The sequence below is a fragment of the Bacillus sp. RO2 genome, from assembly GCF_012911845.1.
In the GTDB taxonomy this organism is placed as follows: domain Bacteria; phylum Bacillota; class Bacilli; order Bacillales; family Bacillaceae_I; genus Sutcliffiella_A.
The window spans coordinates 37884-63803 of record NZ_JAAXCU010000045.1; the positions used below are offsets into that span (position 1 = coordinate 37884).

The 25920-nt window shown below is 39.4% G+C and carries 25 protein-coding genes and 2 riboswitches; of the genes, 22 read left to right on the forward strand and 3 right to left on the reverse strand.

Going from position 1 to position 25920, the window contains the following annotated elements; translation table 11 throughout:
• Positions 1 to 23: 23 nt before the first annotated feature.
• A riboswitch (cobalamin riboswitch) is annotated at positions 24 to 224 on the forward strand.
• A 215-nt stretch (positions 225 to 439) separates the two neighbouring features.
• The 8 genes from HF078_RS13145 to HF078_RS13180 all read left to right on the forward strand — a co-directional run bounded on the left by HF078_RS13145 (position 440) and on the right by HF078_RS13180 (position 7270).
• Entirely contained in the window at positions 440 to 862 is a 423-nt protein-coding gene (locus tag HF078_RS13145; RefSeq protein WP_169291565.1) for a DUF4430 domain-containing protein, read from the forward strand.
• Positions 862 to 1416, forward strand: coding sequence for an ECF transporter S component (locus tag HF078_RS13150; protein WP_240951750.1), 555 nt, complete (start codon positions 862 to 864; stop codon positions 1414 to 1416). Before HF078_RS13145 ends, HF078_RS13150 begins: the two co-directional genes overlap by 1 nt.
• 311 nt (positions 1417 to 1727) lie before the next feature.
• Positions 1728 to 2264 carry an RNA polymerase sigma factor SigX gene (gene sigX, locus HF078_RS13155; protein ID WP_168864157.1) on the forward strand — a complete coding sequence of 179 codons (537 nt, stop codon included), beginning with the start codon at positions 1728 to 1730 and terminating at the stop codon, positions 2262 to 2264.
• The gene (locus tag HF078_RS13160; protein ID WP_169291566.1) at positions 2254 to 3525 is read left to right on the forward strand and encodes a hypothetical protein; all 1272 of its coding nucleotides are present in this window, start codon (positions 2254 to 2256) and stop codon (positions 3523 to 3525) included. The genes sigX and HF078_RS13160 overlap by 11 nt, the downstream gene beginning before the upstream one ends.
• A 570-nt stretch (positions 3526 to 4095) precedes the next feature.
• Positions 4096 to 5382 carry a GntP family permease gene (locus HF078_RS13165; protein WP_169291567.1) on the forward strand — a complete coding sequence of 429 codons (1287 nt, stop codon included), beginning with the start codon at positions 4096 to 4098 and terminating at the stop codon, positions 5380 to 5382.
• A 20-nt stretch (positions 5383 to 5402) separates the two neighbouring features.
• A complete protein-coding gene (locus tag HF078_RS13170; RefSeq protein ID WP_169291568.1) occupies positions 5403 to 6179 on the forward strand; it encodes a 3-hydroxybutyrate dehydrogenase in 777 nt (258 codons plus the stop codon).
• A gap of 17 nt (positions 6180 to 6196) precedes the next feature.
• Entirely contained in the window at positions 6197 to 6364 is a 168-nt protein-coding gene (locus HF078_RS13175) for a hypothetical protein (RefSeq protein ID WP_169291569.1), read from the forward strand.
• A 93-nt stretch (positions 6365 to 6457) separates the two neighbouring features.
• Positions 6458 to 7270, forward strand: a complete 813-nt coding sequence (locus HF078_RS13180) for a histidinol-phosphatase (RefSeq protein WP_169291570.1) — start codon at positions 6458 to 6460, stop codon at positions 7268 to 7270.
• 62 nt (positions 7271 to 7332) lie between these two features.
• Here HF078_RS13180 and serA read toward each other — a convergent pair whose 3' ends face one another.
• Positions 7333 to 8907, reverse strand: coding sequence for a phosphoglycerate dehydrogenase (gene serA / locus HF078_RS13185; protein WP_169291571.1), 1575 nt, complete (start codon positions 8905 to 8907; stop codon positions 7333 to 7335).
• 197 nt (positions 8908 to 9104) lie between these two features.
• Positions 9105 to 9240: riboswitch (FMN riboswitch) on the forward strand.
• A gap of 178 nt (positions 9241 to 9418) precedes the next feature.
• On the opposite strand from serA, the gene HF078_RS13190 reads away from it, so the two are divergent.
• Positions 9419 to 10003: an ECF transporter S component gene (locus HF078_RS13190; RefSeq protein WP_169291572.1), complete on the forward strand. Its 585-nt coding sequence runs from the start codon at positions 9419 to 9421 to the stop codon at positions 10001 to 10003.
• 60 nt (positions 10004 to 10063) lie between these two features.
• Here the strand turns inward: HF078_RS13190 and HF078_RS13195 are convergent, their stop codons facing one another.
• The gene (locus tag HF078_RS13195; RefSeq protein ID WP_010194489.1) at positions 10064 to 10312 is read right to left on the reverse strand and encodes a ferredoxin; all 249 of its coding nucleotides are present in this window, start codon (positions 10310 to 10312) and stop codon (positions 10064 to 10066) included.
• 251 nt (positions 10313 to 10563) lie between these two features.
• On the opposite strand from HF078_RS13195, the gene HF078_RS13200 reads away from it, so the two are divergent.
• The 10 genes from HF078_RS13200 to HF078_RS13250 all read left to right on the forward strand — a co-directional run bounded on the left by HF078_RS13200 (position 10564) and on the right by HF078_RS13250 (position 21084).
• Positions 10564 to 11655 carry a YpbB family protein gene (locus tag HF078_RS13200; RefSeq protein WP_169291573.1) on the forward strand — a complete coding sequence of 364 codons (1092 nt, stop codon included), beginning with the start codon at positions 10564 to 10566 and terminating at the stop codon, positions 11653 to 11655.
• Complete coding sequence (locus HF078_RS13205; RefSeq protein ID WP_169291574.1) at positions 11627 to 13159, forward strand: RecQ family ATP-dependent DNA helicase; 1533 nt, start codon at positions 11627 to 11629, stop codon at positions 13157 to 13159. The genes HF078_RS13200 and HF078_RS13205 overlap by 29 nt, the downstream gene beginning before the upstream one ends.
• Complete coding sequence (locus tag HF078_RS13210) at positions 13156 to 13776, forward strand: CPBP family intramembrane glutamic endopeptidase (protein WP_169291575.1); 621 nt, start codon at positions 13156 to 13158, stop codon at positions 13774 to 13776. The genes HF078_RS13205 and HF078_RS13210 overlap by 4 nt, the downstream gene beginning before the upstream one ends.
• Positions 13766 to 14467 (forward strand): LysM peptidoglycan-binding domain-containing protein, encoded by a 702-nt coding sequence (locus tag HF078_RS20905; RefSeq protein ID WP_240951751.1) that lies wholly within the window; start codon positions 13766 to 13768, stop codon positions 14465 to 14467. The genes HF078_RS13210 and HF078_RS20905 overlap by 11 nt, the downstream gene beginning before the upstream one ends.
• Before the next feature lie 616 nt (positions 14468 to 15083).
• Entirely contained in the window at positions 15084 to 15539 is a 456-nt protein-coding gene (locus HF078_RS13225; protein ID WP_169291578.1) for a DUF2663 family protein, read from the forward strand.
• A gap of 68 nt (positions 15540 to 15607) precedes the next feature.
• A complete protein-coding gene (locus tag HF078_RS13230) occupies positions 15608 to 16384 on the forward strand; it encodes a metallophosphoesterase (RefSeq protein ID WP_169291579.1) in 777 nt (258 codons plus the stop codon).
• 117 nt (positions 16385 to 16501) lie between these two features.
• Entirely contained in the window at positions 16502 to 17416 is a 915-nt protein-coding gene (locus HF078_RS13235; protein WP_169291580.1) for a MerR family transcriptional regulator, read from the forward strand.
• 99 nt (positions 17417 to 17515) lie between these two features.
• Positions 17516 to 18103, forward strand: a complete 588-nt coding sequence (locus HF078_RS13240) for a genetic competence negative regulator (RefSeq protein WP_169291581.1) — start codon at positions 17516 to 17518, stop codon at positions 18101 to 18103.
• A gap of 201 nt (positions 18104 to 18304) precedes the next feature.
• Entirely contained in the window at positions 18305 to 19585 is a 1281-nt protein-coding gene (locus HF078_RS13245) for a Glu/Leu/Phe/Val family dehydrogenase (RefSeq protein ID WP_148988335.1), read from the forward strand.
• Between the two features lie 533 nt (positions 19586 to 20118).
• The gene (locus HF078_RS13250) at positions 20119 to 21084 is read left to right on the forward strand and encodes a YpdA family putative bacillithiol disulfide reductase (protein ID WP_169291582.1); all 966 of its coding nucleotides are present in this window, start codon (positions 20119 to 20121) and stop codon (positions 21082 to 21084) included.
• 461 nt (positions 21085 to 21545) lie between these two features.
• On the opposite strand, the gene HF078_RS13255 is transcribed toward HF078_RS13250, so the two are convergent.
• The gene (locus HF078_RS13255) at positions 21546 to 22520 is read right to left on the reverse strand and encodes an asparaginase (protein WP_169291583.1); all 975 of its coding nucleotides are present in this window, start codon (positions 22518 to 22520) and stop codon (positions 21546 to 21548) included.
• A 148-nt stretch (positions 22521 to 22668) separates the two neighbouring features.
• Between HF078_RS13255 and prsW the strand changes: the two genes are divergently transcribed.
• The 3 genes from prsW (at position 22669) to ypeB (ending at position 25879) form a co-directional block, all read left to right on the forward strand.
• The gene (prsW, locus tag HF078_RS13260) at positions 22669 to 23319 is read left to right on the forward strand and encodes a glutamic-type intramembrane protease PrsW (RefSeq protein ID WP_169291584.1); all 651 of its coding nucleotides are present in this window, start codon (positions 22669 to 22671) and stop codon (positions 23317 to 23319) included.
• Between the two features lie 193 nt (positions 23320 to 23512).
• Positions 23513 to 24520 (forward strand): spore cortex-lytic enzyme, encoded by a 1008-nt coding sequence (gene sleB, locus HF078_RS13265; protein ID WP_169291667.1) that lies wholly within the window; start codon positions 23513 to 23515, stop codon positions 24518 to 24520.
• Between the two features lie 18 nt (positions 24521 to 24538).
• Positions 24539 to 25879 carry a germination protein YpeB gene (gene ypeB / locus HF078_RS13270; protein WP_169291585.1) on the forward strand — a complete coding sequence of 447 codons (1341 nt, stop codon included), beginning with the start codon at positions 24539 to 24541 and terminating at the stop codon, positions 25877 to 25879.
• Positions 25880 to 25920: the final 41 nt, after the last annotated feature.

Here is a 25920-nt window from a genome sequence, read left to right on the forward strand (position 1 = left end):
AATATGAATCATAGCGAATTGAATAGCGATATGAAATAGTTGGTGTCACTTTTGTGACTTAATAGGGAATTTGGTGCGATGCCAAAACTGTCCCCGCAACTGTAAATGTGGACGAAATGAGATGACCACTGTATGAACGGGCTTAAGAACTAGGTCCCCATATGGGAAGGCTCAAAGTAGGAAGAAGCATAAGTCAGTAGACCTGCCAATTATGATACCAGTTTCAATACTTCGGGGGTTGAGTAGGAGAAACGGCAGAAATCCGTCTTTTTTGTCGTATTATGACATTGCCGTTTTTTACCTCATCCTGAATTGGGTGAGGTTTTTTGTTTTTGCTCAACACATTGATTGAGGCATCCAGGGGTAAAGGTAGGGGGAGAAAATTTCATTTCACGATTCTACTTGCATGACAAAATTTCTTACATAAGGGGAAAAACAGATGAAAAAACTTTTACTTACACTATTACTCACATTAACTCTTGCAATGACAGGGTGTGCTAATGCTAGTAATGAAACAAATCAAACAGCGAATAATGAAACACCTGCAGAAAATCAAGAACAACAAGAGAGCAAATTATCTACAAGCATTAAACTGACTAATCAAGGTGATGAAGTCATTAGTGAAGAAACAGTTGAGTTTGAAGAAGGTGAGTCCTTAATGGATGTTATGGACCGAAACTTTGATCTTACTACTGGATTTGGAGGAGACTTCATCGTCGGAATTGACGGCCTAGGGTCCGAAGAAGAGTCTGATTATTACTGGAATATATCCGTTAACGGTGAAAGTCTAATGGTCGGGGCAAGTGATTACGTGCTAGAGGAGAACGACGAAGTTCATTTTGATTACCAAAAGGTGGAATAATGATGGCAACCAGAAAAATAGCTTTGCTAGGTGTTCTAATAGCATTATGTGTGGTTGGAAGAATTGTCTTCGCCTCCGTTCCTAACGTACAGCCAGTCACAGCAATCATCATAATATGTGCTTTCTGGATGGGGCCAGTTTCAGGTGTGATTCTTGCAGTAGGCACCACCTTTGCAACGAACCTTGTTCTGGGCACTGGCATGTGGACATTTACACAAATATTTGCATGGTCTGTTATTGGATTGTTAAGTGGAGCAATCGGCATCTGGTTTAAAAAAATACCAGTATTCATTCTTTCCATCTATGCTGGACTTTGCGGGCTCTTTTTCGGTTTAGTTTTTTCCATTCAAAACATGATAGTCGGCGGATTTCCTTTTCTGCCTTATTATCTGGCCGGGCTTCCATTTGATATCAACCATGCAATAGGAAACGTCGTATTTTTTATCATTCTCTATCCGATACTTTCCAAACTTTTAAATGAACGAGCTTCCTTTATAATAAAAAGAAAAGAGAGCGTGTCACAATATCAAATGAGCAGCACGTACAAGAAATAATATCCCAGCGCCAAATCAATTAGATTGGCGCTTTTATTTTTTCTTTGGTAAGGTCCTTGCGGAAATCAACAAAGGTGTCTTCATATATCACTTAATACGAAAATAGGTCGAAATATGTATGAAACCTCTTAGGAAAAGCCTACAAAAATCCCTACAATCCTATATGGACATCCCTTATACTTATATTACAGATAATAATCTATAAGAAATAATTACCATATAACCCTAGTTAAATTGTAATTTTAGTAATATATTTGTAATGTAACTTTCTTACTATAATAAACGACTAATGAAATGAACGGAGGGAAACTATGAATACCGTTTTTCAAGAGCTCTATGAAAAATATCACCAGGATGTTTATCAATTCTTATATTACATGGTGAACAACAAGGAGCAAGCGGAAGACCTCGTTCAAGAAGTTTATATAAAAGTTTTACGTTCCTATGATCGTTTTGAAGGGAAGAGCAGCGAAAAGACCTGGCTGTTTTCTATTGCCAAGCATGTTGCCATTGATTCCTTTCGCAAACAAAAAGGATGGAAAAACAAACTACTTGAAACTTTTGACTGGAATAAGCAACAGGTCACAGATCACGCTCCTCTACCTGAAGAGATAGCCGTACAAAATGAACAAGTTCAACAAATGTACCGGTGCTTGGATAAGTGTAAAGTCGATCACAGACTAGTCCTCGTCCTGCGGTACATACAAGCCCTTTCTATTCAAGAAACAGCCCATATTCTTGGCTGGACGGAAAGTAAGGTGAAAACAACTCAACATAGAGCCTTAAAGGTCTTGAAGGCATATATGGAAGAACTTCAAGAGAAAGGAGGAAACAGCAATGCGTCATAATGATGAAGACCAAATGGAAAAGCTGTTAAGGCAAATGCCCAAAATGAAAGATGATCGAGATCCAAAACAAATATATAAAGAAATACAACCGAAACTATCAAATTCCCCGCGCCGGTCAAAAATAGTACCTGCTTTTGCATTGCTTGCTGCTTTAGTCCTTTTCGCCATAGTGGCACCGATGTTCATCAATAACATGCAATTTGACATGAGCTTAAGTGGTTCTGATAATAGTTCAGAAGAAAGTATGGACATGGCGACCATGAATGTAGATGAAACGTTAGATGATTCAGCGGCAGACACCAGTAGGGAAGCAATAGAGGAAGAGGAAGTTTCTTCAACAGAGATGAAGGAGACTGAAGAAGCAAGTGACTTTGCTGCAGCGGAGATCAATACAGCAGAAGGAAAGAGTTTTGTTACATCTTCGTTTAATGTAGAGTCAGAGTACGCCGTTACCATAGGGGTGTCATTGAGTGAAGCGGATAACTTTGAATACGGTGGTTCTACTACTCCATTGACAGTAATCGTTCCTCGTGTGGGAAAAGACACGTACGTGGATGCTCTCAATAAAGTCCGAGGGACAATTGCATATGAGGAGTATGGAACTGAATCTCCTATTATTAATGACAATGTAAAAATATCAGAAGGGGACATAGGGTTAGCAAATCCTATGCCGATACTAGATGTAACTGATATGGCTAAAGGATTAGCAACCTATCAAGGTGATCTCTTCTTTAAAGAACTTAGTGATACTTTCAGTACTAACTATACTCATATTTTGTTTAGTAACAATGGATCAACAAAAAGTGTGGAAATTGGCAATAATGTATATGATAGCCCGGTAGAGTTAGAGGCAAAAAACAAGAGGGCTTATTTCAAATATCATATAGGTAGTCTACCTTTACTTGTAGCCGGACATGAACGGTATTTATCAATTGGAGAAGCTCTTACAGCGATGACCGTTGCACCAGAGCAAGCAGATTATAGTAAGCTAGAGGCATCCATTCCAGATACGGTAAAAGTGGAAGGGTTGGCGTTGGAAAGTGACGGTGCGGTAGTTCGCATTAAGCTATCAGATCGAAGCGTACTTGAAAATAACGACGAAACCATCTTTGCCCTTGAGGCGATGATGATGGTAGCTAAAGAATTTGGATTAAGGGGTGTGGTTTTTGAGTCCTCTCAAAATGGGACGATTGGGAACATCACACTCAATGAAGAAGTTAGCGTTCCTTATTCCCCGAATCCAATTCCTTATAGTGAGTAAGTTGAAAAAGCGTGCAGATGAGCACGCTTTTTACTTTTTTGGGTGTCTCTCCGACCGAATGGTTACTTGAAGAGCAAAAATGGTAACAGATAAGGGGTCTCTCCGCCCAAAACTCCTGTAGAGATTCAAAAACGGTAGTAGAGAGGTGGTCTCTTCGCCCAAAACTGCTGCAGAGATTTAAAAACGGTAGTAGAGAAGTGGTCTCTCCCCCCAAAACTGCTCCAGAGATTCAAAAACGGTAACAGAGAAGTGATCTCTCCACCCAAAACTCCTCCAGAAAAACAAAAACGGTAGTAGAGAAGTGATCTCTCCGCCCAAAACTCCTGCAGAAAAACAAAAACGGTAGTAGAGAGGTGGTCTCACCGCCCAAAACTGCTCCAGAGATACAAAAACGGTAGTAGAGAAGTGGTCTCTCCACCCGAAACTCCTCCAGAAAAACAAAAACGGTAAAAGATAAGGCATCTCAACGCCCATCCCCCCTTTACTTTATACATATTTAAAATCCCACAAGCAAATACTACCTCCATATATAGGAAGAATACCATTTCTCCCCCTTAAAGGAGGGTACATATGTTCAGTATAATTGTCGGGCTAGTGCTTTTAATGTTACTAGCATACCTCGGCTGGTCCATTATTTGGATAGCTCCACTTGTATCTGCAGTTGTAGCGTTGATAAGCGGTTTGGATCTCTTACCGGCGTATACCCAAACCTATATGACGGGCTTTGTTGATTTTGCCAAACAATGGTTTCCGGTATTTTTGCTTGGTGCCATCTTTGGAAAATTGATGGAAGACACGGGTGCAGCTCAAGCTGTTGCATTTAAAATCACTAAGTTGTTAGGAAAAAAGAGAGCTATTCTTGGTGTATTGATAGCTGCAGCTGTACTGACATATGGCGGAGTGAGTTTGTTTGTTGTGGTTTTTGCCATTTATCCGCTCGCCATTGCGCTATTCAGGGAAGCGGATATTTCTAGAAAACTGCTTCCTGGTACGTTTGCTCTAGGAGCATTCACATTTACGATGACTGCTTTGCCAGGAACACCTCAAATTCAAAACCTTATTCCAATTCCTTACTTTAAATCAACGCCTTTATCAGCTCCTATTATGGGTATTGTAGCGGGCTTAATAATGGCTGTCGGGGGTTATTTCTATTTAAAGTGGAGAGAAGGAAGATTAACCAAAGCTGGTGACACATTTGATGAGCCAAAAGGCGGCCAAGAAGTAAAACAAATTAAAGAAGAAGAGTTGCCTAACTGGATTTTGTCCTTTCTCCCATTATTAATTGTTGTAATTACACTCAATGGATTTAAATGGGACATCATTCCTTCTCTGATTGTTGGAACATTCGCGATCATGCTCTTTAATTTAAAGAAATATAAGTCATTTATTGGGGCCATAAATGGTGGTGCATCTGGTTCAGTAATGGCCATCATTAATACAAGTGCTGCGGTAGGTTTTGGGGCAGTCGTAACAGCGGCTCCAGGATTTGAAACGTTAACGGATATTTTACTTGGCATAAAAGGAAATCCGCTTATCTCTGAGGCTTTGTCTGTTCAATTAATGGCAATGATTACAGGTTCTGCATCGGGAGGTATGGGTATCGCATTGGAGGCTTTGGGAGATCAGTATTATCAATTGGCGCAATCTACGGGAATGAATCCCGACGCCTTTCACCGTATAGCAGCCATTGCGTCAGGCGCCTCGATTTTACCTCATAATGGCGCACTACTTACGCTTTTTGCTGTAACGGGTCTTACTCACAAAGATTCATATAAAGACATCGCAGTTGTGGCATTATTAATTCCTACTGTAGCTGTTGTGGTAGCCATTATTATGGCAAGCATTGGGATTATGTAAAATGAAAAGGAGGAAATAGGATGGTTGAGAATAAAGTTGTATTTATCACTGGTGCAGCACAAGGAATAGGGTATGAAATTGGAGAGCGTTTTGCTGAAAATGGAGCAAAAGTGGCTATTTCTGATATCAACGAAGAAGGAATTGATAAAGCAGTTAAACAATTGAAGGACAAAGGACATCAAGTGTTCGGAGTTAAATGTGATGTGACAAACGAAGAAGAAATAAAGAGCGCATTGGACCAAACCTATGAACACTTTGGATCCGTAGATATTTTAATAAATAATGCAGGGATGCAACACGTTGCCCCAATTGAAGAGTTCTCTACAGAAAAATATGAGTTGTTGTTGAAAATAATGCTCATTGCACCATTTATGGCTACTAAACATGTCTTTCCTTTAATGAAAAAGAACGGATTTGGAAGAATTTTAAACATGGCATCTATTAACGGATTAATAGGTTTTGCCGGTAAAGCGGGCTATAATAGTGCAAAACATGGAGTAGTCGGCCTTACGAAAGTAGCCGCATTGGAAGGGGCGGAACATGGCATTACAGTGAATGCATTATGCCCTGGTTATGTGGATACTCCACTTGTTAGAAATCAGTTACAAGATCTTGCAAACACAAGAAATATACCATTAGAAAAGGCATTAGAATTGGTTATATATCCGCTTGTACCGCAGAAACGTTTATTATCTGTAGATGAGATTGCTGACTATGCTTTGTTTTTAGCAAGTGATAAGGCGAAAGGTGTTACTGGCCAGGCGGTTGTCATGGATGGAGGGTACACCGCACAATAAAATGGAGGGGTGAGGGAATGAAGAAGGAATCCAAAGAGAAGCTAACGGCGCAGGAAGAAGCAACTGCTACAAACATGAAACTTGAGCAGAAGTTCTATCATGATTCAGATCATCAGGACGGCAGCTTATACAATCTGGGAGATAGTACTCCACTATTAAATGATGAGGAAAAAGGTGCTGATTAGCATCTTTTTTATTTGTGAATTTTTTGAAAATATGTACCAACTTTCTCTGGATAAATAGTATAATTAGCAAAAAAGAAGAGAGGGGATATATCTATGCTGACTGATTATCATAACCATCTGGAGAGAGGGACATTAACGTTAGATTATTTGAAACAATTTACGAGAGTAGCTCAACAAAAAGGCATTCACGAGTTTGGTATCTCAGAACATGCCTATCATTTCTATCAAACAAAGGATATCCTAAGTAATCCATGGGTGGAAGAACGAAGATATTATGATATGGCAGATTATTATCAACTTTTTCAGCAAGCTTGGAATGAAGGGATCAATGTAAAAATGTCCATAGAGATGGATTATACACCTGGCAAGCACGCAGAGATGAAAAAGTTTATTGATACATATCCTTTTGACTATGTGATCGGTTCCATACATTGGGTAGAAGACTTTGGAATTGACTTGGCTGAGTTTCGTAAAGAATGGGACCTCAGGGATACCAATGAGGTATATACCAAATATTTTGATCAAGTTGTCACCTTAGCACAGTCAAATTTGTTTGATATTATAGGACACCTAGATCTGGTGAAAATTTTCAAATATGTGCCGAAGGATGAAGAGTTTCTATTGGAGCAATATGATCGAGCAGCCTCTGCACTTGCCAACTCAAAAACATGTGTGGAAATTAGTACAGCGGGACTCCGGAAGCCTGTTGGGGAACTATATCCTGATAAACGGTTATTGAAGATGTGTCATGATAAAGGGGTGCCAATTGTGCTTTCCTCGGATGCTCATGTACCTGAACATGTTGGTGCGGATTATGACCAAGCTGTTCTACTTGCCAAAGAAGTAGGTTACAAGACAGTTATGACCTTTAACAGAGGCGAACGCAGAGAAATGGAATTGGGTTAATCCTTTTTCCTTTTATGACAACAAGTAATCCCCTTACATACGTGAGGGGATAATTTTTCGGCCTATAACTCTAATATAATCGCAGAGGAGATATCCGGTATGAGAAGGATTTCATCTACAAGCATTTTTTCAAGCGGCTGGTCAAAAGAAAGCATCATTATGGCTTTACCGCCTTGGAGCATCCGGCCCACATGCATCGTCGCAATATTCGTTTCATGTTTACCGAAAATGAGTCCGAGTTGCCCGATTACACCAGGACGATCCTTATGCTGCACATAAAGTAAATGTCCACTAGGTGCAAAATCGATGTCAAATCCATTCATATGAACAATTCTTGCGCCAAAACCTTCAATGAAAGTCGCCCTTACTACTAAGTTAACATCTTTTCCCCGTGCCTCGACTTGAATGATATTGGAGTATCCATAACTATCTGTTTGATGTTTTTCTCCGTAACTGATGCCGCGTTCTTTTGCAATGGTAGCAGCATTCACTTCGTTGACAGTCGTATCGACACGATTTCTCAAAAACCCTGCTATAATACTTTTAGTCAAAATGGATGTTTCCCACTCCGTTATTACACCGGCGTAGGTTGCAGTAATTTCTTCAATTGGTGTTTTGGCTGATTGTGAAAGGATAGAACCCAACGTTTTTCCAAGTTGATAAAACGGTTGAATCTTTTTGTAAATTTCTTTTGGAATGGTTGGCAAGTTGATGCTTGTGTTGACAGATTGGCCATTTAAATAGGCCAGTACATCTTTTGAAACTTGGAAAGCTACGTTGTATTGTGCTTCTTTGGTGGATGCCCCAAGATGCGGCGTCACAATTACATGGTCATGCTGTACCAAATCATAATTGGTTGGAGGTTCCACTTCAAAAACATCAAGAGCGGCACCAGCAACATGGCCTGTGTTTAAATGGTGAAGCAATGCTTCTTCATCAATGATTCCACCACGGGCACAGTTAACTAGATAAACACCTTTCTTTAATTGAGGAATATTTTCTTTATTAAATAAACCTTTCGTTTCTTTCGTGAGAGGTGTATGTACTGTAATGATATCTGCTTGCTTCATCACCTCTTCTAGAGGTAAGGAGGTGACACTTAATTTCTCAGCCCGCGTGTCTGTTAAAAACGGATCGTAAACTACTACTTTCATTTGAAAAGCTTTTGCACGCTTGGCAATTTCTCCGCCAATACGTCCAAATCCCACAATTCCAAGGGTCTTTCCGAATAGCTCTGTACCTATAAACTTTTTTCTGCTCCATTGGGAGCCTTTCACATTCATATTTGCTTGAGGAATATGGCGCACTAATGAAGATATCATGGCAAAAGTATGCTCTGCAGTGGAAATTGTATTCCCGTCGGGTGCATTTATAACGACTATGCCTCTTTTGGTTGCAGCGGTTATATCAATATTGTCTACGCCCACTCCGGCTCTGGCGACTACTTTGAGATTGGTAAGGGAAGAGAGAAGGGCATCATCCACCTGGGTAGCACTTCGTACGAGTAGCGCATCGATGTCATCTGGATTGTAGTTGTCTCCTTCACGATCTTTCCGATATACTTTAATGTTTTCCGCTTCTAAGAGCGGAGTCAGTCCATCTGAACTTATAGAATCTACAACGAGCACATGAAACATAAATGCAATCCCTCCAAAAATATATAAAATTTCTGATAATTTATCATCTATCAGAGGGACTGTCAATAACTTTACAACAGGTCGAACCTATGTAAGCGCTTATTGTTTCAATATTCCTATAAAAAATGAATAACAGTTCATTTCCCTTCCCTTTTTACTATTTTTTGAGTATAATAAATTCGTAAGTTAATAATATGATCTATCTTCGGGGCAGGGTGAAATTCCCGATCGGCGGTGATGAGAGGTATTCTCTAAGCCCGCGAGCCTGATAATGGGGCAGGATTTGGTGCGATTCCAAAGCCGACAGTATAGTCTGGATGGGAGAAGATGGAGGTTCAAAGTTGTCGAAAATTCTTCATTTTCGATGCTTATTTCCTGATGCCTTCGTACTCCCGTTTGTTTATTTGACAAACGGTTATTTGCGTGGTTTGGCATCAAGAAATAAACACACATCTTTGAATTCTCTCTTTTCGTACGAGATGGATCTCCATTTGAAAAGGAGAGAAGAAAAATGAATCAATCAAAACGCGTCAAAAAAATGGTAACAGTAGGGATGTTAAGTGGGATTTCGTACCTGCTTATGTGGCTAAGTTTTCCACTGCCTTTGTTGCCACCATTTTTATCAGTGGACTTTAGTGACGTTCCAGCATTACTGGCAGCCATCATCTTTGGACCTGTTGCTGGCATCACAGTCGAAGCAATAAAAAATATCCTGCATTACATTGTGCAAGGAAGCATGACAGGAGTTCCTGTTGGTCAGTTGGCTAATTTTACAGCAGGTATCTTGTTTATATTGCCGACTTATTTCATCTTTAATAAAATTCGTACAACGAAAGGATTAGGGTTAGGTTTGGTTGCAGGTACAGTTTCCATGGCGTTAATCATGAGTGTGCTTAACTACTATATCTTCCTACCCGCATTCACTTATTTCCTCAATGTACCATCCGGGTCTTCAGCTCAGATGATTGAAGGAATTGTGAAAGGGATCCTTCCATTTAACATAATCAAAGGGTTGATTGTCACTTTCTTGTTCTTATTGTTATATAAGAAGCTTGCAGTTTGGCTTGACCGTCAGTTAGAAACGAAAAATGTATAAATGAATACTCAATAAAAGAAGCCCCAATTCCATATCAGGATTGGGGCTTCTTACTATTTACTACTCAAATTTTAATGCGTCGCCATCGAATGGCTCATCAGCAATTTTAATTGAATCAGTTGGACAGCCTTCAAACGCGTCCATCATATCTTCTTCAAGTACATCTGGAATTTCTACAATTCCTTGGTTGTCATCAAGTGTTACGAATGCAATACCTTCATCATCGTAATCATAGATGTCTGGAGCTGCAGCACCGCACGCTCCACAAGCGATACAAGTATCTTTGTCAACAATCGTGTATTTTGCCATGAAAATATACCTCCCAAATAGTAACTAGTCAATTAAATGATTTCCAATATTTAGTTGGAAACCAATTCCTCATATTATATATTGTAAAACTGTTTTCCCAACTTTTCAATAGAAAACTCAATGAGAATGCTTATCACACAAGGGTTTTGAAACATATTGTTAGATTACCCGACGAAAAGATGTGATAAACATGTCATCCTTTACAAAATTTTGATAAAATGTCTGTAGGGGAAGAAAGGTGTAGAAATTTGATGAAATCATTCGAATATTTGTGCCTGAAATGTCTTCAATCATTTAGAGGAGAACGGAGCATTTCAGCGATATACCATTTGTTTAGAGGTAAGAAATCTTCTCAAACTATACAGGATGCCAACATCTTTGCATTGGTGAATGTTTATGGAATTTTTCCCGATTTAAACAGAAATTTCCTTCAACAATCAATACAAATATTACAGACGGAACAACTGATACGTGAAGTACATAGCGAGCATTTTGAACTTACGCACAAAGGGAAAATCCAGTTGTCAAATGACGAAAAACTTTTCGATTTAGCTCCCTATTTAAATGGATATGCATACAAAGACAAAAGTTTGACATTCTGGAAGAGATATTCACTACTCGTTCAAACTTTGTCTAATCTGGCAGGGAAAGAAAGTACTTTTATCCCTATTCAATATGACGACTATGTCCAGAGTTGGGTAAAAAATTATTTGCTTAGTCAAAAAGGCAGTTCGAAGAAACGGTTGTTAAACGATTTATTTAAAGAAACGAACGGTTTGCTAACTCAATTGCCGGCAGATCAGGCAACTGTTTTTGCACTTAAACTATCGGGTTATCGTCGTGCAGGAAATACAGATGAGCAAATAGCCAGAACCTTAAAAAAAGACAATGCATGGATCCATGTAGAATTTCAATCTGCTTTGCACTATATTATTCAACGCTTAGAAGATAAAGATGCTGTGTCAACAAACAAACATCTCTTCCAAATATGTCGTGATTTGCTGGAGAAACCACTTCTTACGGAAACGACACAAAAAAGTTTGAAGTTGCTTCATCAAGGGCTCACTTTAAGGGAAATCGCCAATATTCGGAGATTGAAGGAAAGTACGATTGAAGATCACATTGTAGAGATTGCCATGCAGATTCATGACTTTTCCATAACTCCTTATGTAAAAGAGGACGACGTTCAAGCAGTCAAAGCTGTTATTGATGATTTGCAAACACACCAACTTCGAAGAATAAAAGAGAAGTTAAACAACCAGGATATCAGCTATTTTCAAATAAGGTTAGTGCTGACAAGGATGGGGGATAGCGATGAATCTAGACAACCTGCTGGAAGTTAAAACAAGTTTTTCTTCTTTTAGACCTGGGCAAAAAGAAATTATCCAGGATGTCCTTTTCAAAAAAGATGTCATTGCATTACTTCCTACAGGAGGGGGTAAATCTCTATGTTATCAACTGCCAGGCTACGCTCTTCGGGGCACTGTCGTCGTTGTTTCCCCTTTATTATCCCTAATGGAAGACCAGGTACAACAACTGAGGTCAAGTGGAGAAAAGAGTGTCGTCGCATTAAATTCTTTTTTAACTTTCTCTGAAAAGGAAAAGCTGTTGTCCATCGACTTGAACTCGTATAAATACCTTTTTATTTCACCAGAAATGCTTCAGGTAGATAAATGGATCAAGAAACTTCAATCTGTACGAATTGATTTGTTCGTAGTAGATGAAGCGCATTGTGTATCGCAATGGGGTCATGACTTTCGGACAGATTATCTAAAATTGGGAAAGGTTAAGAAATTGCTTGGGGAGCCACCAACTCTGGCTCTGACAGCTACAGCAACTAAAGCCGTCATTAAGGATATTCAAACATTTTTATGCATGTCAGACCCTGCTTTTCATATCAATTCATTGGACAGGCCAAACATAGCTTTAAAAGTGGAAGAGGTCATCAATAATCAAGAAAAGAAGGAAAGACTATTGGAATTGGTGACTCTCCTGCAACCTCCTGGTATTATCTACTTTTCAAGCAGAACAAAAACGGAAGAGCTATATGCATATCTAACAGAAAATGGAACAAATAAGATCGCCTATTATCATGCTGGATTAACACAAGAACAACGGATTTTAATTCAACAACAGTTCTTGATGGATCAGATAGATATTATCTGCTGTACCAGTGCTTTTGGAATGGGCATCAATAAAAGTAATGTTCGATATGTCCTTCACTACCACCAGCCAACTCAGATGGAGTCTTATGTACAGGAAATTGGTCGTGCAGGAAGAGGGGGAAACCAAAGTATCGCGCTCTTGCTGAAAAGTAAGGAAGATGCGATGTTACCAGAGTTTATTATTGGTAATGAATTACCTGACCCGCAGTGGGTGTCATTTACTCTTCAAAACCTCGTGAAAAAGTATGGTGAAATGGAATCTTTATCAAAGCAACAAATGAAAGTATGGATGGAAGATTATCTAGAGCAAGAGTCCCATTGGAGGTATCTCTTCTTTCAACTAAACGAGTTCTTAGAAAGATACGGAAAACTGAATATCACTTCCCTTGAACAATGTATACACCTGATACAAAGCAGGATTGAAAAGCGAACCTCCATGAAACGCTCCAAGCTTGAGAAATTTAATAAATGGACTACAACATCTCTTTGCAGGAGAAAAGAATTGCTTTTATATTTCGATGAAAACATGTCCACTCCTATTGAACAATGTTGTGATAACTGTGGATTGAATATGGACATTTATAATAAGGAATTAAGTATCACATCAACGAGTAATTTTGATGAACCTGTAAGCTGGGAGAAGGTTTTGAAGAAAATATTTTGGCAGGAAGATGAGAATTGAAAAACAGACAAGCAGAAATTATTAAACATATGAATGCGAGAGAGCTTTTATATCATCTTTATCTTTCTCAGATTGCTTTTTTCGTTATCGGACTAGTACTAGCCTATTTTTTGTTTAGCAGTATCCAATCCGTAAGAGAAATATTTGCATGGCAGCCCATAAACATCTTTGTCATTGGGACAGTAGTCGCACTTATTGTGGTAGGTGTTGATCTCTTACTCATGAAGTTGGTACCTAAGAGGCTTTTAGATGACGGCGGTATAAATGAGAAAATGTTTCAGACAAGGTCATTCCCGCACATTATCTTATTAGCATTCATTATAGCCTTTGCAGAGGAATTCCTTTTTAGGGGAGTAATTCAAACTCATTTTGGGATTTGGGTTGCCAGTATTTTGTTTGCAGTACTTCATATCAGGTATTTACATAAATGGGTATTGTTCATCTCGGTTGTCATTATCAGCTTTATACTGGGTTACACCTATGAGGTGACTGGAAGTTTATGGGTTACAATTTGGGCCCATTTTCTAATTGATATGTTGCTCGCCTGCAAGATAAGAGCAGACTATTTAAAAAATAAAAATAAGTGGAAGACGGGAGTGGAGAGAGATGGAGAATAATAGAGGTTTAGATCAAGCAGACGGCTTACGGGAAGAAGTACAAAAAGAAGCAAATAAACTTCCATCTAGAAGTGAACTTCACGCACAAAAGCGAAGCAAGAAAACAAAGTGGAAAGTGAACTTTCCGTTCGTCAGGCTAATTGGTGTATTGTTTTTGTTGATTCCTATCAGTATTATGGCCATTCATTTTAATAATCAGGAAACTAATTTCTTAGACAAAATGTTTACACCAGCAGTTAAAAACGTGGAGCAAATCTCCATTCCTACGAATGTTTCTGCAAGTACTGTAGATCCAGCTGATAAGGAAGAAGAGAAAGACCCAGTAGATGTTGAAAAAATGTCTACCCAAGAAAAAGAATCAAATGAAAGTACTAATCAAGGAAATGATGAAGAGGGCTCTGGAAAAACTGCAGATAATAAAGAGAATCAAAGCTCTACTAATCAAACAGATTCATCTCCTGTTTCACAACCGGAATCCGAAGAAGAAGATATAACGGAAGAGGAAGTGAAAGAAGAACCATCTAATGTGACATATGTAGAGCATATTGTCCAAGAAAGTGAAACACTTTATCGTATTTCCATGAAATACTTCAGCAGCAGAGATGGAGAAAGAATCATCAGTGACCACAATAACCTTGTAAACGACCAAGTTAATGTCGGTCAAAAGCTTCTCATTCCTATAAATAGATAACAAGAAGCACCAAAGCAAATTTGAAGTAAAGAGAGCATAATACCGTTGATTTCCGTTCCAGACGCTTCGCTTGCCTGCGGGTGGTCCGTGAGCCTCCTCGGCTTGCTCCTGTGGGGTCTCACCTGTCCCTTCCTCCCGCGGGCGTCTGCGCGCCTTCCACTCCAATCAACAAGGTGTCTTCATTCGCATAGGGATTGTGTTAAGGTATTTAACTTGGTTAATTGATAAAGCTCTCAAAGCATTAATGTTAAGTTTACGTGATTTTCAGCTGTATATTGGAGCAAATGGCGGAGACTCCTCGAAAATGCTACGCATTTTCTTCGTGCGATGATTCGCTGTCGAAGCCTTCCTTATCCTACGGGGTAGTAGCGACAATGTTGAGACCCCGCAGGCTTGCCGAGGAGGCTCAAGGTCGCCCCTTGGAAAGCGTAGCTATTTGCGAAAAGGAACAGCGGTGATTAACCAATAACTAAAAATTTTCGCTTTTTAAGACCGGGTGGTATTTCTGCTCGGTTTGTTTTTTTCTATATCCCCTAAATCTCTCCATTAGTAAATCATAGAGTGGGTGTGTCCTGCATAGTTTTCTAGTAGGACAGGTTGGAAAGAGGGGATGACATTGGAACATGTAATAAAAACACTAAATCACCATACAGACGAAGCAACAAAACAAACACTACAACTATTAGTAGACAAAAAGCGTAAACAAGATACATTTAAGAAGCGGGAGTGGAGATGGAGAATTTCCTGTTGCATGACGTTAGGCCTTTTTTTAACATACATTTATTTTTTTATTTTTAAACAGTTCTCTTCTTCTTCAGCAAGCATTTCCTATTTCTTTGATCGTTCTATTCATTTTTGGATTGTCATGTTTATTGCCTATCAAATCGGGATGATAAAATACCTACTATATAAAAAAGATAAGGCAGAAAAGGAATACCATGACCTCAGAAAGGAAATGGTAAAGCGCAGTGACGACTATTGGTCCAAACCGGCTGATTGGAAGCAAAGACACCACGTATTTGATCTAATGAAAAAAGAGTTTGATATTAATTTATATCATGAGACAAAGTGAGTGTAATACAATTTCCCATGAGTATGATATAGTTGATTTACAATTATGTGCAAAAGGGGAACTTCAAAATGTTATGGATTCTACTTGGAGTGATAGCTCTTTTTGGAGTATCACTTCTTTTTTATATGTATAAGCAAGCAACACAAGAAAATATTATGGAGCAAACGCTAGCTTTTCCAGATTTTCCGCAAAGCTTTGGTAAAATTAGAATCTTTTTTATCTCCGACATTCATAAGCGTAAAATTAATCCCGAATTCATTGATAGGATTAAAAACATAGACTTGGTCATTATAGGTGGAGATTTAACGGAAAAGAAGGTACCTTTAAAGCAAGTTTCTGAAAATATCAAACAACTAAAGAAACTGGGCATTGTTTTTTTCGTATGGGGAAATAATGACTACGAGGTTGATTACCACGAATTAGACTCCCTTCTTCTTCAACACGGAGTAAAAATACTTGATAACTCGAGCTATTTATTTGAGAGCGAACAAGGACACATGCTTGAGTTAGTTGGTGTGGACGACATGGTACATGAACGGGACGAGCTTGGAACCGCTCTAGAAGATACAAAGAGAGACAGTTTTAAAATCTTGGTCAGTCATGAACCTGAGATAGTCGATAAGTTTACAGATGAGGAAAAAATCAGCCTGGTTTTAAGTGGTCATACTCACGGAGGGCAAATTAGGATCTTTGGTTTCGGTCCCCATGAAAGAGGAGGACTGACTCATCTGCCTCATACAACACAGTTAATTAGTAATGGCTTTGGGACATCCTTGGTGCCGTTAAGACTCGGGGCTCCACCTGAAACACATATATTGACCATTACCACTAGAGCGGAGACCTGATTTTCAGGTGCCGCTTTTTTCTGTGTCAGCCTATTCAAAACCTATACAAAGTTTACACAACAACATTCGTACTATATAATGCAAGTAATGATTTTGCAAAGAGAGAAAGGGATCTGTATGGCAAATAACGAAGGTAAATATAATATTAAGGCAGCATCCAAAATGCTGGGTATCCAACCGGGTACATTACGGGCATGGGAAAGAAGATATCAGATTATTGCACCCGTAAGGAACGAATCTGGGCATCGCTTATACACAGAAGAGCATATTAAAATACTCAAATGGTTAATTCAGAGGGTAAATAAAGGGTTTACCATCAGTCAAGCTGTTTCACTATTTGAAAAAAACAATCAGGCTCTTTTGGAATCAGATTCCCCACATCATACGGATAAAGAAGATTTATCTACTGATTTGCTAAACCAGTTGCTAGAAGCTCTTTTAGAGTTTAATGAAGGTCAAGCGCACGAATTAATGGATAAAATATTTAGCTTATATTCTGTAGAAAAAGTTTTGATAGATATTTTGGGGACTCTGCTCGTGAAGGTTGGTGACATGTGGGAGAATGATGAGATATCAAGCGCCCATGAACACTTTGCGTCTGCATTTTTACGTTCTCGAATAGGAATGATTCTTCATGGATTACCTGTTAATGGGTTCCTGCCTAAAACCGTCTCAGTGTGCGGACCAGGAGAATGGCATGAGCTTGGTTTACTAATCTATACTTTGTTTGTACGTAGAAAAGGGTTTGAAACAATATATTTAGGTACAAGTATTGCCGATGATGATATACATGTTGTTCTAAAAGAAGTACAACCTAAGTTTCTATTCCTATCATGTACACTCTCCATAAATCTGCCAAAAACATTAGAGTTAGTGACGTCACTTAAAGAACAATATCCGGAGTTGATTATTGGTTTGGGTGGCACAGCTGTGGATAAAATGCCTGAAAATAAAAAAAGCCAATACCATGAACATTTAATTGGAAATTCAATGAAAGAATGGGAAAATTGGCTGAGATTAAGAATGAACTGATTTCATCCCCAACAATAACAATTACTCACGAACCAACTTACACCTTTTATCATAAAATGTAAGAAGTTCAATGGTGTTAAAGGTTGGGAGGAGTCTTTCATGCGGCTGGAACGTTTAAACTACAACAAGATAAAGATATTCCTCACATTTGATGACTTGGAAGACCGCGGGTTAACAAAAGAGGATCTATGGAAAGATTCGCAAAAGGTTCATCAGCTGTTTCGAGACATGATTGATGAAGCTAGTGCGGAGCTGGGTTTTGAAGTGAGCGGATCATTGAATGTAGAAGTATACGCTCTTCAAGCTCAGGGAATGGTGGTTATCGTAACATCAACAGAACATGAAGAATTAGAAGAAGAGTTCAATGATGATTATATAGAGATGCAAGTGACAGTAGATGAATGCCAAGAGTTATTTTATGTGTTCCAATCGTTCGACCACTTAATTGATTTAGCCAAAAGGCTGCGAGGCCTCAACATAAATGGCGGTACCATTTATTCTCATGAGCAAATGTTCTATCTTCTGCTGGATGAAGATGTTGATACTGATTGGGATATTGACACCTTAATCGCACTTTTGTCTGAATACGGCACACCATCGACCATGACGATACATCGAATTGAAGAGTATGGAAAGTTAATAATGAAACATTCCGCTATAAAGCAAATTAATACGTATTTTAATTAGAAAACAGCCTATTCTACATATATAAATTTGTAGTGTAGGCTGTAAGTATTTTCAGATATTTCTTACGTTTTGTAATCGGTTTCATTTTTTTAATAAAAGTTTATTTTCTATCTTTGCATAAGTTCAAGTAAGGTGTATACTATGTCATGAAGATGGACTTTTTTCAATCTTATTATGTGAGACAATCTAGGAGGTTTACTTATGGTAGCCGAGAAAAGCAATGATAAAAAAAGTACTAACGAAGATAAGTTAGATGTATTAAAATCGACACAAGTTGTTATACATAAAGCGTTAGAGAGGCTAGGCTATCCCGAAGAAGTTTATGAATTATTAAAAGAACCTATGCGTATGCTTACGGTAAAAATCCCTGTTCGTATGGATGACGGATCAGTGAAGATCTTTACTGGATATCGCGCACAACATAATGATGCAGTTGGTCCAACTAAAGGTGGAATCCGTTTCCATCCAAATGTCTCTGAAAAAGAAGTTAAAGCACTATCCATCTGGATGAGTTTGAAATGTGGTATTGTGGACCTTCCTTATGGTGGAGGTAAAGGCGGGATTGTCTGTGATCCCCGTGAGATGTCATTTAGAGAACTAGAAAGATTAAGCCGTGGCTACGTTCGTGCAATCAGTCAGATTGTAGGACCGACAAAAGATATTCCTGCTCCAGACGTTTTTACGAATTCTCAGATTATGGCTTGGATGATGGATGAATATAGCAGAATAGATGAATTCAACTCACCTGGATTCATCACAGGAAAACCTTTAGTGTTAGGTGGTTCCCACGGTCGTGAATCAGCTACTGCAAAAGGTGTTACCATCTGCATTCGTGAAGCAGCGAAGAAAAAAGGAATTAACATTGAAGGTGCTCGTGTTGTTGTACAAGGGTTTGGTAATGCAGGTAGTTATCTTTCCAAGTTCATGCATGACGCAGGAGCGAAGGTTGTAGGTATTTCTGATGCTTACGGTGGGCTGTATGATCCAAATGGTCTGGACATTGACTATTTATTAGATCGTCGTGACAGTTTCGGAACGGTGACAAAACTTTTCAATAACACTATTACGAACAAGGAATTGCTTGAGCTTGAATGTGATATTTTAGTTCCGGCAGCCATTGAAAACCAAATTACGGAAGAGAACGCACACAATATACGTGCTAAAATCGTGGTAGAAGCAGCCAATGGCCCTACAACGATTGAAGGTACGCAAATTCTAACAGACCGTGGCATACTGCTTGTTCCAGATGTACTTGCAAGTGCAGGCGGTGTGACTGTCTCCTACTTCGAATGGGTACAAAATAATCAAGGCTACTACTGGACGGAAGAAGAAGTAGAAGAAAAGCTTGAAAAAGTAATGGTTAAATCATTCAATAATGTGTATGAAACTTCACAAAGCCGCCGTGTAGATATGCGATTATCTGCTTATATGGTCGGTGCTCGTAAAATGGCCGAAGCATCCCGCTTTAGAGGCTGGATTTAATATTTGCTTAAGCATTCACAATCCCCTATCATATAATGATGGGGGATTTTCCAATTGAGTAAGTAAAAGAAGAATCCTTGTTGATCGGAGTGGAAGGCTCGAAGACTCCTCGAAAATGCTATCGCAATTTCTTCGTGCGATGTATCGTTGTCGAAGTATTCCTTGTCCTGCGGGAGGAAGGGACAGGGGAGAACCCGCAGGCGAAGCTAGGCCACTGAAAAACTGAAATTTTATGTTCTAGTAATCTTAGCTGTAGATTGGAGCAAAAGGCGAAGACTCCTGAGGGAGATAGCGGTAGCTTGAGACCCCGCAGTGGAGCGAGGAGGCTCAAGCACCGCCCCTAGGAAAGCGAAGCCGTTTGCGGAAATCAACAGCGGTTTTCCAATCAGCAACCTTAATTCAAATAGTTTTTCAGTGGCCTCGGCGAAGCGAAGGAGGCTCCCGGACCGCCCGCGGAAAGCGAAGAGCCTGCAACGGAGATCAACAAAGTTATAATAGATCCCCTGAATTTAAGAATACGGAGTTGAACAACGGTGATAAACAGAGATGCCATCATTGTCGGCGGTGGTCCATGCGGACTGGCAGCAGCCATTGCACTTAAAGATGCAGGACTATCCCCGCTTGTCATAGAAAAAGGAAACATTGTTAATGCCATATACAATTACCCAACACACCAAACATTTTTCAGTTCAAGTGAGAAGCTGGAAATTGGAGAAGTACCATTTATTACGGAAAATAGAAAACCCGTCAGAATACAAGCACTGACTTACTATCGGGAAGTAGTGAAAAGGAAAAAAATTGAAGTGAATGCTTTTGAATTGGTAGAGCATGTGGAAAAAGTGGAGGACGGTTCATTTATTGTACATACATCGAAACAATCCTATTCCACAAAGTATGTCATCATAGCAACAGGCTATTATGATAATCACAATAAACTAGATGTGCCTGGAGCTGACTTAAATAAAGTGTCGCATTACTTTAAGGAGGGACATCCTTATTTCGATAAACATGTCGCTGTCATTGGAGGGAAGAACTCGAGTGTCGATGCTGCATTGGAATTAGTGAAAGCAGATGCACATGTAACCGTCATCTACCGAGGAGAGACGTATTCGCAGAGTGTGAAACCTTGGATTCTTCCTGAATTTGACGCGTTAGTACGTAATGGGACCATCCGCATGGAGTTTGAGTCAAACGTAACTAGAATTACAGAGAAAGAGATTTCATTTGTTAATAAAGCTGGTGAGGAGCAAACGTTATATAATGATCACGTGTTTGCTATGATTGGTTATCATCCAGACCATTCTTTCTTAACTAAGATGGGCGTTGGGATTGATGAAGAGACAGGACGTCCAACTTTTAATGAAGAAACAATGGAAACAAACGTTTCTGGAATTTTCATTGCAGGTGTCATTGCAGCAGGTAATAATGCCAACGAGATCTTTATCGAAAACGGACGTTTTCATGGCGGGATGATAGCGGAAAGGATTAAAAGGCGCTAGTAGGTTTGATATTTTTGTTAGTGGGTTTGATTTGGGGCTATCTAAACCCCAAATCAAACCAGTGTTCGTGAAACGGAAGTAGAGAGTGCCTCTCACCGCCCGAAACGGGTCTCCTATACAAAAAACGGTAGTAGAGAGAGTGTCTCACCGCCCGAAACGGGTCTTCTATTCAGAAAACGGTAGTAGATAGAGTGTCTCAACGCCCGAACCGGGTCTCCTATTCAGAAAACGGTAAGAGAAAGGGCGTCTCTTCGCCCAAAACGCGTGTCAGATCCCAAAAACGGTAAGAGAGAGGCCTTCTCAACGCCCGAAACGCGTTTCAAATTCAGAAAACGGTAAGAGAAAGGGCGTCTCTTCGCCCAAAACGCGTGTCAAATCCCGAAAACGGTAAGAGAGAGTGCATCTCAACGCCCGAAACGCGTTTTAAATTCATAAAACGGTAATAGACCAAAAAAAACCTCTTACCTTAAAAACAACTCCTGCAGTTTATCAGGGTTATTCGTGCTTTCTAATGCGACCATAAGTTTAATTCGTGCTTTTTGTCCGTTAAGACCATTAGAGAATATAACCCCAAGTTCTTTTAACCTGCGGCCGCCACCTTCATAGCCATAAATATCCTGGACTATACCGTTGAAGCAACGTGATACCATTACAACAGGAATGTTTGCCTCCCGTAAGGACTTGATTCCTTCCACAGCCATTGGAGGAATATTACCTTGTCCTAATGCTTCTAAGATCACCCCGTCCACATTCATATCTTTTAACGCATGAAAAATACTTGAATCCATTCCTGCATATGCTTTCAAAAGCATGACGTTTTTCGTAACGGAATCCACTTGGTATTTGTCTTCGGAAACAGGTGAGTGGTGGAAGAATGCTCCTCGCTTTGTCACAATTCCTATTGGACCATACTGTGGACTTTGAAAGGTTGCAATATTAGAGGTGTGCGTCTTTGTAACGTTTTTAGCTGTATGAACTTCATCATTCAACACAACAAGTACCCCTTTATTTTTAGCTTCTTCACTTGCTGCGACTTTTACAGAAGAAAGGAGATTGTAAGGCCCGTCAGAACCAATTTCATTGCTTGAACGCATTGCTCCTGTCAGAACTATTGGGACCCGTGTCTGAACCGTTAAATCAAGGAAAAAGGCGGTCTCTTCTAAAGTATCTGTTCCGTGTGTGACTACTAAACCTTCGATACCTTGCTCCATGACTTGTTGATCAATAAATTTTGAAAGCATAAGCATGTGTTTTGATGTGATGTGTGGGGAAGGAAGATTGAATAGTTCATGACTTTCTATATCAATATTAGAATCAACAATCAAAGGTATCGTAGTCAAAGGATTTCTTTCTCCTGGCGATACAGCGCCAGTTCGTTCGTCCTCTGACATCGAGATGGTCCCTCCGGTGTGTATAATCATGATTTTCTTTTTCATTGTCGTATGCACCTCATTAATTTAGGCTTTCTTTTATTTCTTTATTGCCTTTATTTTACAAACAATTCCCAAAAGTTTAGACATCTTATTTCAATAATTACGATAACATGATACGATAAAAAAAAACAGATTGAAACGAGGCTTATTTATGCTGGCAGTTGTGTCCGCCGGGATTGCTCCAGGCTTAGCATTGTTGTCTTATTTTTATTTAAAGGATACTTTTAAAAAAGAACCAATCACCTATGTATTTAAAATTTTTATGTTTGGGGCTTTACTTGTGTTTCCCCTCATGTTCATGCAATATGTTATAGAACTTGAGCTTGGAGTCACATCTCATTTAATAAAGGCATTCCTATTGTCAGGTCTACTAGAAGAGTTTTTTAAATGGTTTATCCTCATTTACCTTGTCTATCAAAACCTGCATTTTGATGAGCACTACGATGGAATCGTTTACGGTGTAGCTGTATCACTCGGCTTCGCTACGGCAGAAAATATTCTCTTCTTGGTTGCAAATGGAGTGGAGCTCGCGTTAGGCAGAGCCATACTTCCTGTATCAAGTCATGCCTTATTCGGCGTTATAATGGGGTACTACCTTGGAAAAGGGAAATTCAACACAAATATCAAACATAAAAAGATATGCCTTGCATTGTCATTATTGACCCCGATTTTTTTGCACGGTATGTATGACATGATTATCCTCTCCCAGAAATATTGGGGATTATATATGGTTCCATTTATGGTTTTCCTATGGTGGCTCGGCCTAAGAAAAGTCAAGCTGGCAAATACGGTAGAAATATAGTCCGCACAAACGTGAAATTCAAAAACGTTGTGGCGGACTATTTTTTATGAGGGAAATCCATTTTATGGAATACCTCTTTTCTCCAAATGAACCTGTATAAAATACCAATATCTACAGAAAATACATTGTAACAATTGTTTAAAGAAGTCAAAGGAGGAAATGTAAGGTGAAACGGTTACTGTTAATTTCATGTATGTTTCTTTTTAGCACATGTATGTTATTTACGATAAATCAAAACTCAGTCAGTGCCTTCTCTGAGCAAATCATTCAAAAAGGTGCGACGGGGAATGATGTTGTCGAATTGCAAGCACGCCTCCAATATAACGGTTATTACCATGCAAGGATTGATGGTGTATATGGATGGAGCACATATTGGGCGGTGAAAAACTTTCAGCAAGAATTCGGTTTAGACCAAGTTGATGGGCTTGTAGGGCCTAAAACGAAAGAAATGCTTCATAAATCCACAAAGTTTTATAAAGATTGGGTACATCAACAGATAAATTCCGGTAAGAGATTTACCCACTACGGAGGTATGGAACTTAAGTATCAAGTAGAGCCATCTCAGGCGACTGTTGAAAAAGCAAAGCAAGGAGCAACAAATCAATGGGCAAAGCAAAAAACGCAATATCAAAAACCAGCTCCTGCCCCGCAAAAAGATCAAGGGAAACCTGCTCCTGATCAACAACAGCCAGCTCCGGGACAGCAACAAGAGCAACCAGCACCCGAGCAACAACAACCTGCGCCACAAGAACAAGCACCGGCACCTGAAGAGCAGCCAGCTCCTGAAGATCAACCTGCAGAAGATGAAGGGGAAGCACAAAGTGCAACCAATATGCCTGGTGGGTTCTCGGAAAATGATATCCAATTGATGGCGAATGCCGTTTATGGGGAATCACGAGGTGAACCGTATGAAGGCCAGATCGCGGTAGCGGCCGTTATTTTGAACCGCATTAACTCACCGACTTTCCCGAATACGGTTTCAGGAGTAATCTTCGAACCGCTAGCTTTTACAGCCGTTGCAGACGGACAAATATGGCTAACACCAAATGAAACGGCGAAAAGAGCCGTCATCGATGCAATTAACGGAATGGATCCATCCGAAGGAGCAACCTACTATTTTAATCCCGATACGGCAACAAGTGGTTGGATTTGGGGACGTCCACAAATTAAGCGAATTGGAAAGCACATTTTCTGTGACTAAAAAAGAGGGTGAAGAATTATGTTGAGACTTGTAATCATCGCTGTTTTAGCAATTGCAGTAGCAGGAACAGGCTACTGGGGTTATCAAGAGCATCAAGATAAAAACGCAGTCCTCATTAATGCGGAAAACAATTATCAGCGTGCTTTTCATGACCTTGTTTATCATGTAGATTTGTTGCATGACAAAATAGGAACGACCTTGGCAATGAGTTCAAGAGAGCAACTTTCCCCTTCCTTTGCCGAAGTGTGGAGAATCACATCAGAAGCACAAAACGATGTAGGGCAGTTGCCTCTGACACTTTTACCTTTTAACAAAACGGAAGAGTTTTTGACGAAAACGGGAGACTATACGTATCAAGTTGCAGTTAGGGACTTGGACAAAAATCCGTTATCAGAAGATGAATATAGTACACTTCAAGCGCTTTATCGAAAATCGGATGAAATAAAGCAAGAGCTGAGAAAAGTTCAAAGCATGGTTATGAGCAACAACTTGCGCTGGATGGATGTAGAATTAGCTCTATCTGCAAAAGATCAGCCTCAAGATAATACCATTATTGATGGTTTTAAAACGGTGGAAAAAAACGTGGAAGGCTATGATGAAGCTGACTTCGGACCTACATTTACTTCTATGAATCAGGAAGATAAGGATTTCAGCCAGCTCCAAGGAAAAACCATCACAGAAGAAGAGGCAAAAAAGGTTGCCGATAAATACTTAGAACTTGAAGGTAATGAAAAAATCACCATTACAGAAAACGGGGAAGGTTCAAAGTTTGGTTTCTACAGTTTGAAAATTGTAGATAAAAGTCAACAGGACACATACATGGATATTGCCAAGAAAGGTGGCATACCTATTTACTTAGTCCAAAACAAAGAATCAAAAAAGAAAAACATCAGTTTAAACGAAGCAACTGAAAAAGCAAGAAACTTTTTGAAACAAAACAATTTTGACACATTGGATTTATATGAAAGTGTAGAATACAACAAACTCGGTATTTTCACATTTGTGTCAAATGTAGATGGAGTACGGATATATCCAGATTCCATCAAGATGAAAGTAAGCCTGGAAACTGGTGAAATTGTAGGCTTTTCTGCCAAAGATTACTTAATGTCCCACCATTTAAGAGAGATACCTAAAGCTGGCATCTCACTTGAAGAAGCCAGGGAGAGAATAAATGATAAAGTGATGATCATGGAAGATTCCCTTGCGATCATTAATAATGACCTCGGGGAAGAAGTACTGTGTTATGAGTTTTTGGGGACAATTGATAATGATACCTACCAGATTTTCATCAATGCCAATGATGGACGGGAAGAAAAAGTGGAGAAGTTAAAAAACCCGGAACTCTTGTATGATTTGTAATTTTATGGAGGAAAAGTCAAAATTGGCTTTTCCTTTTTTTC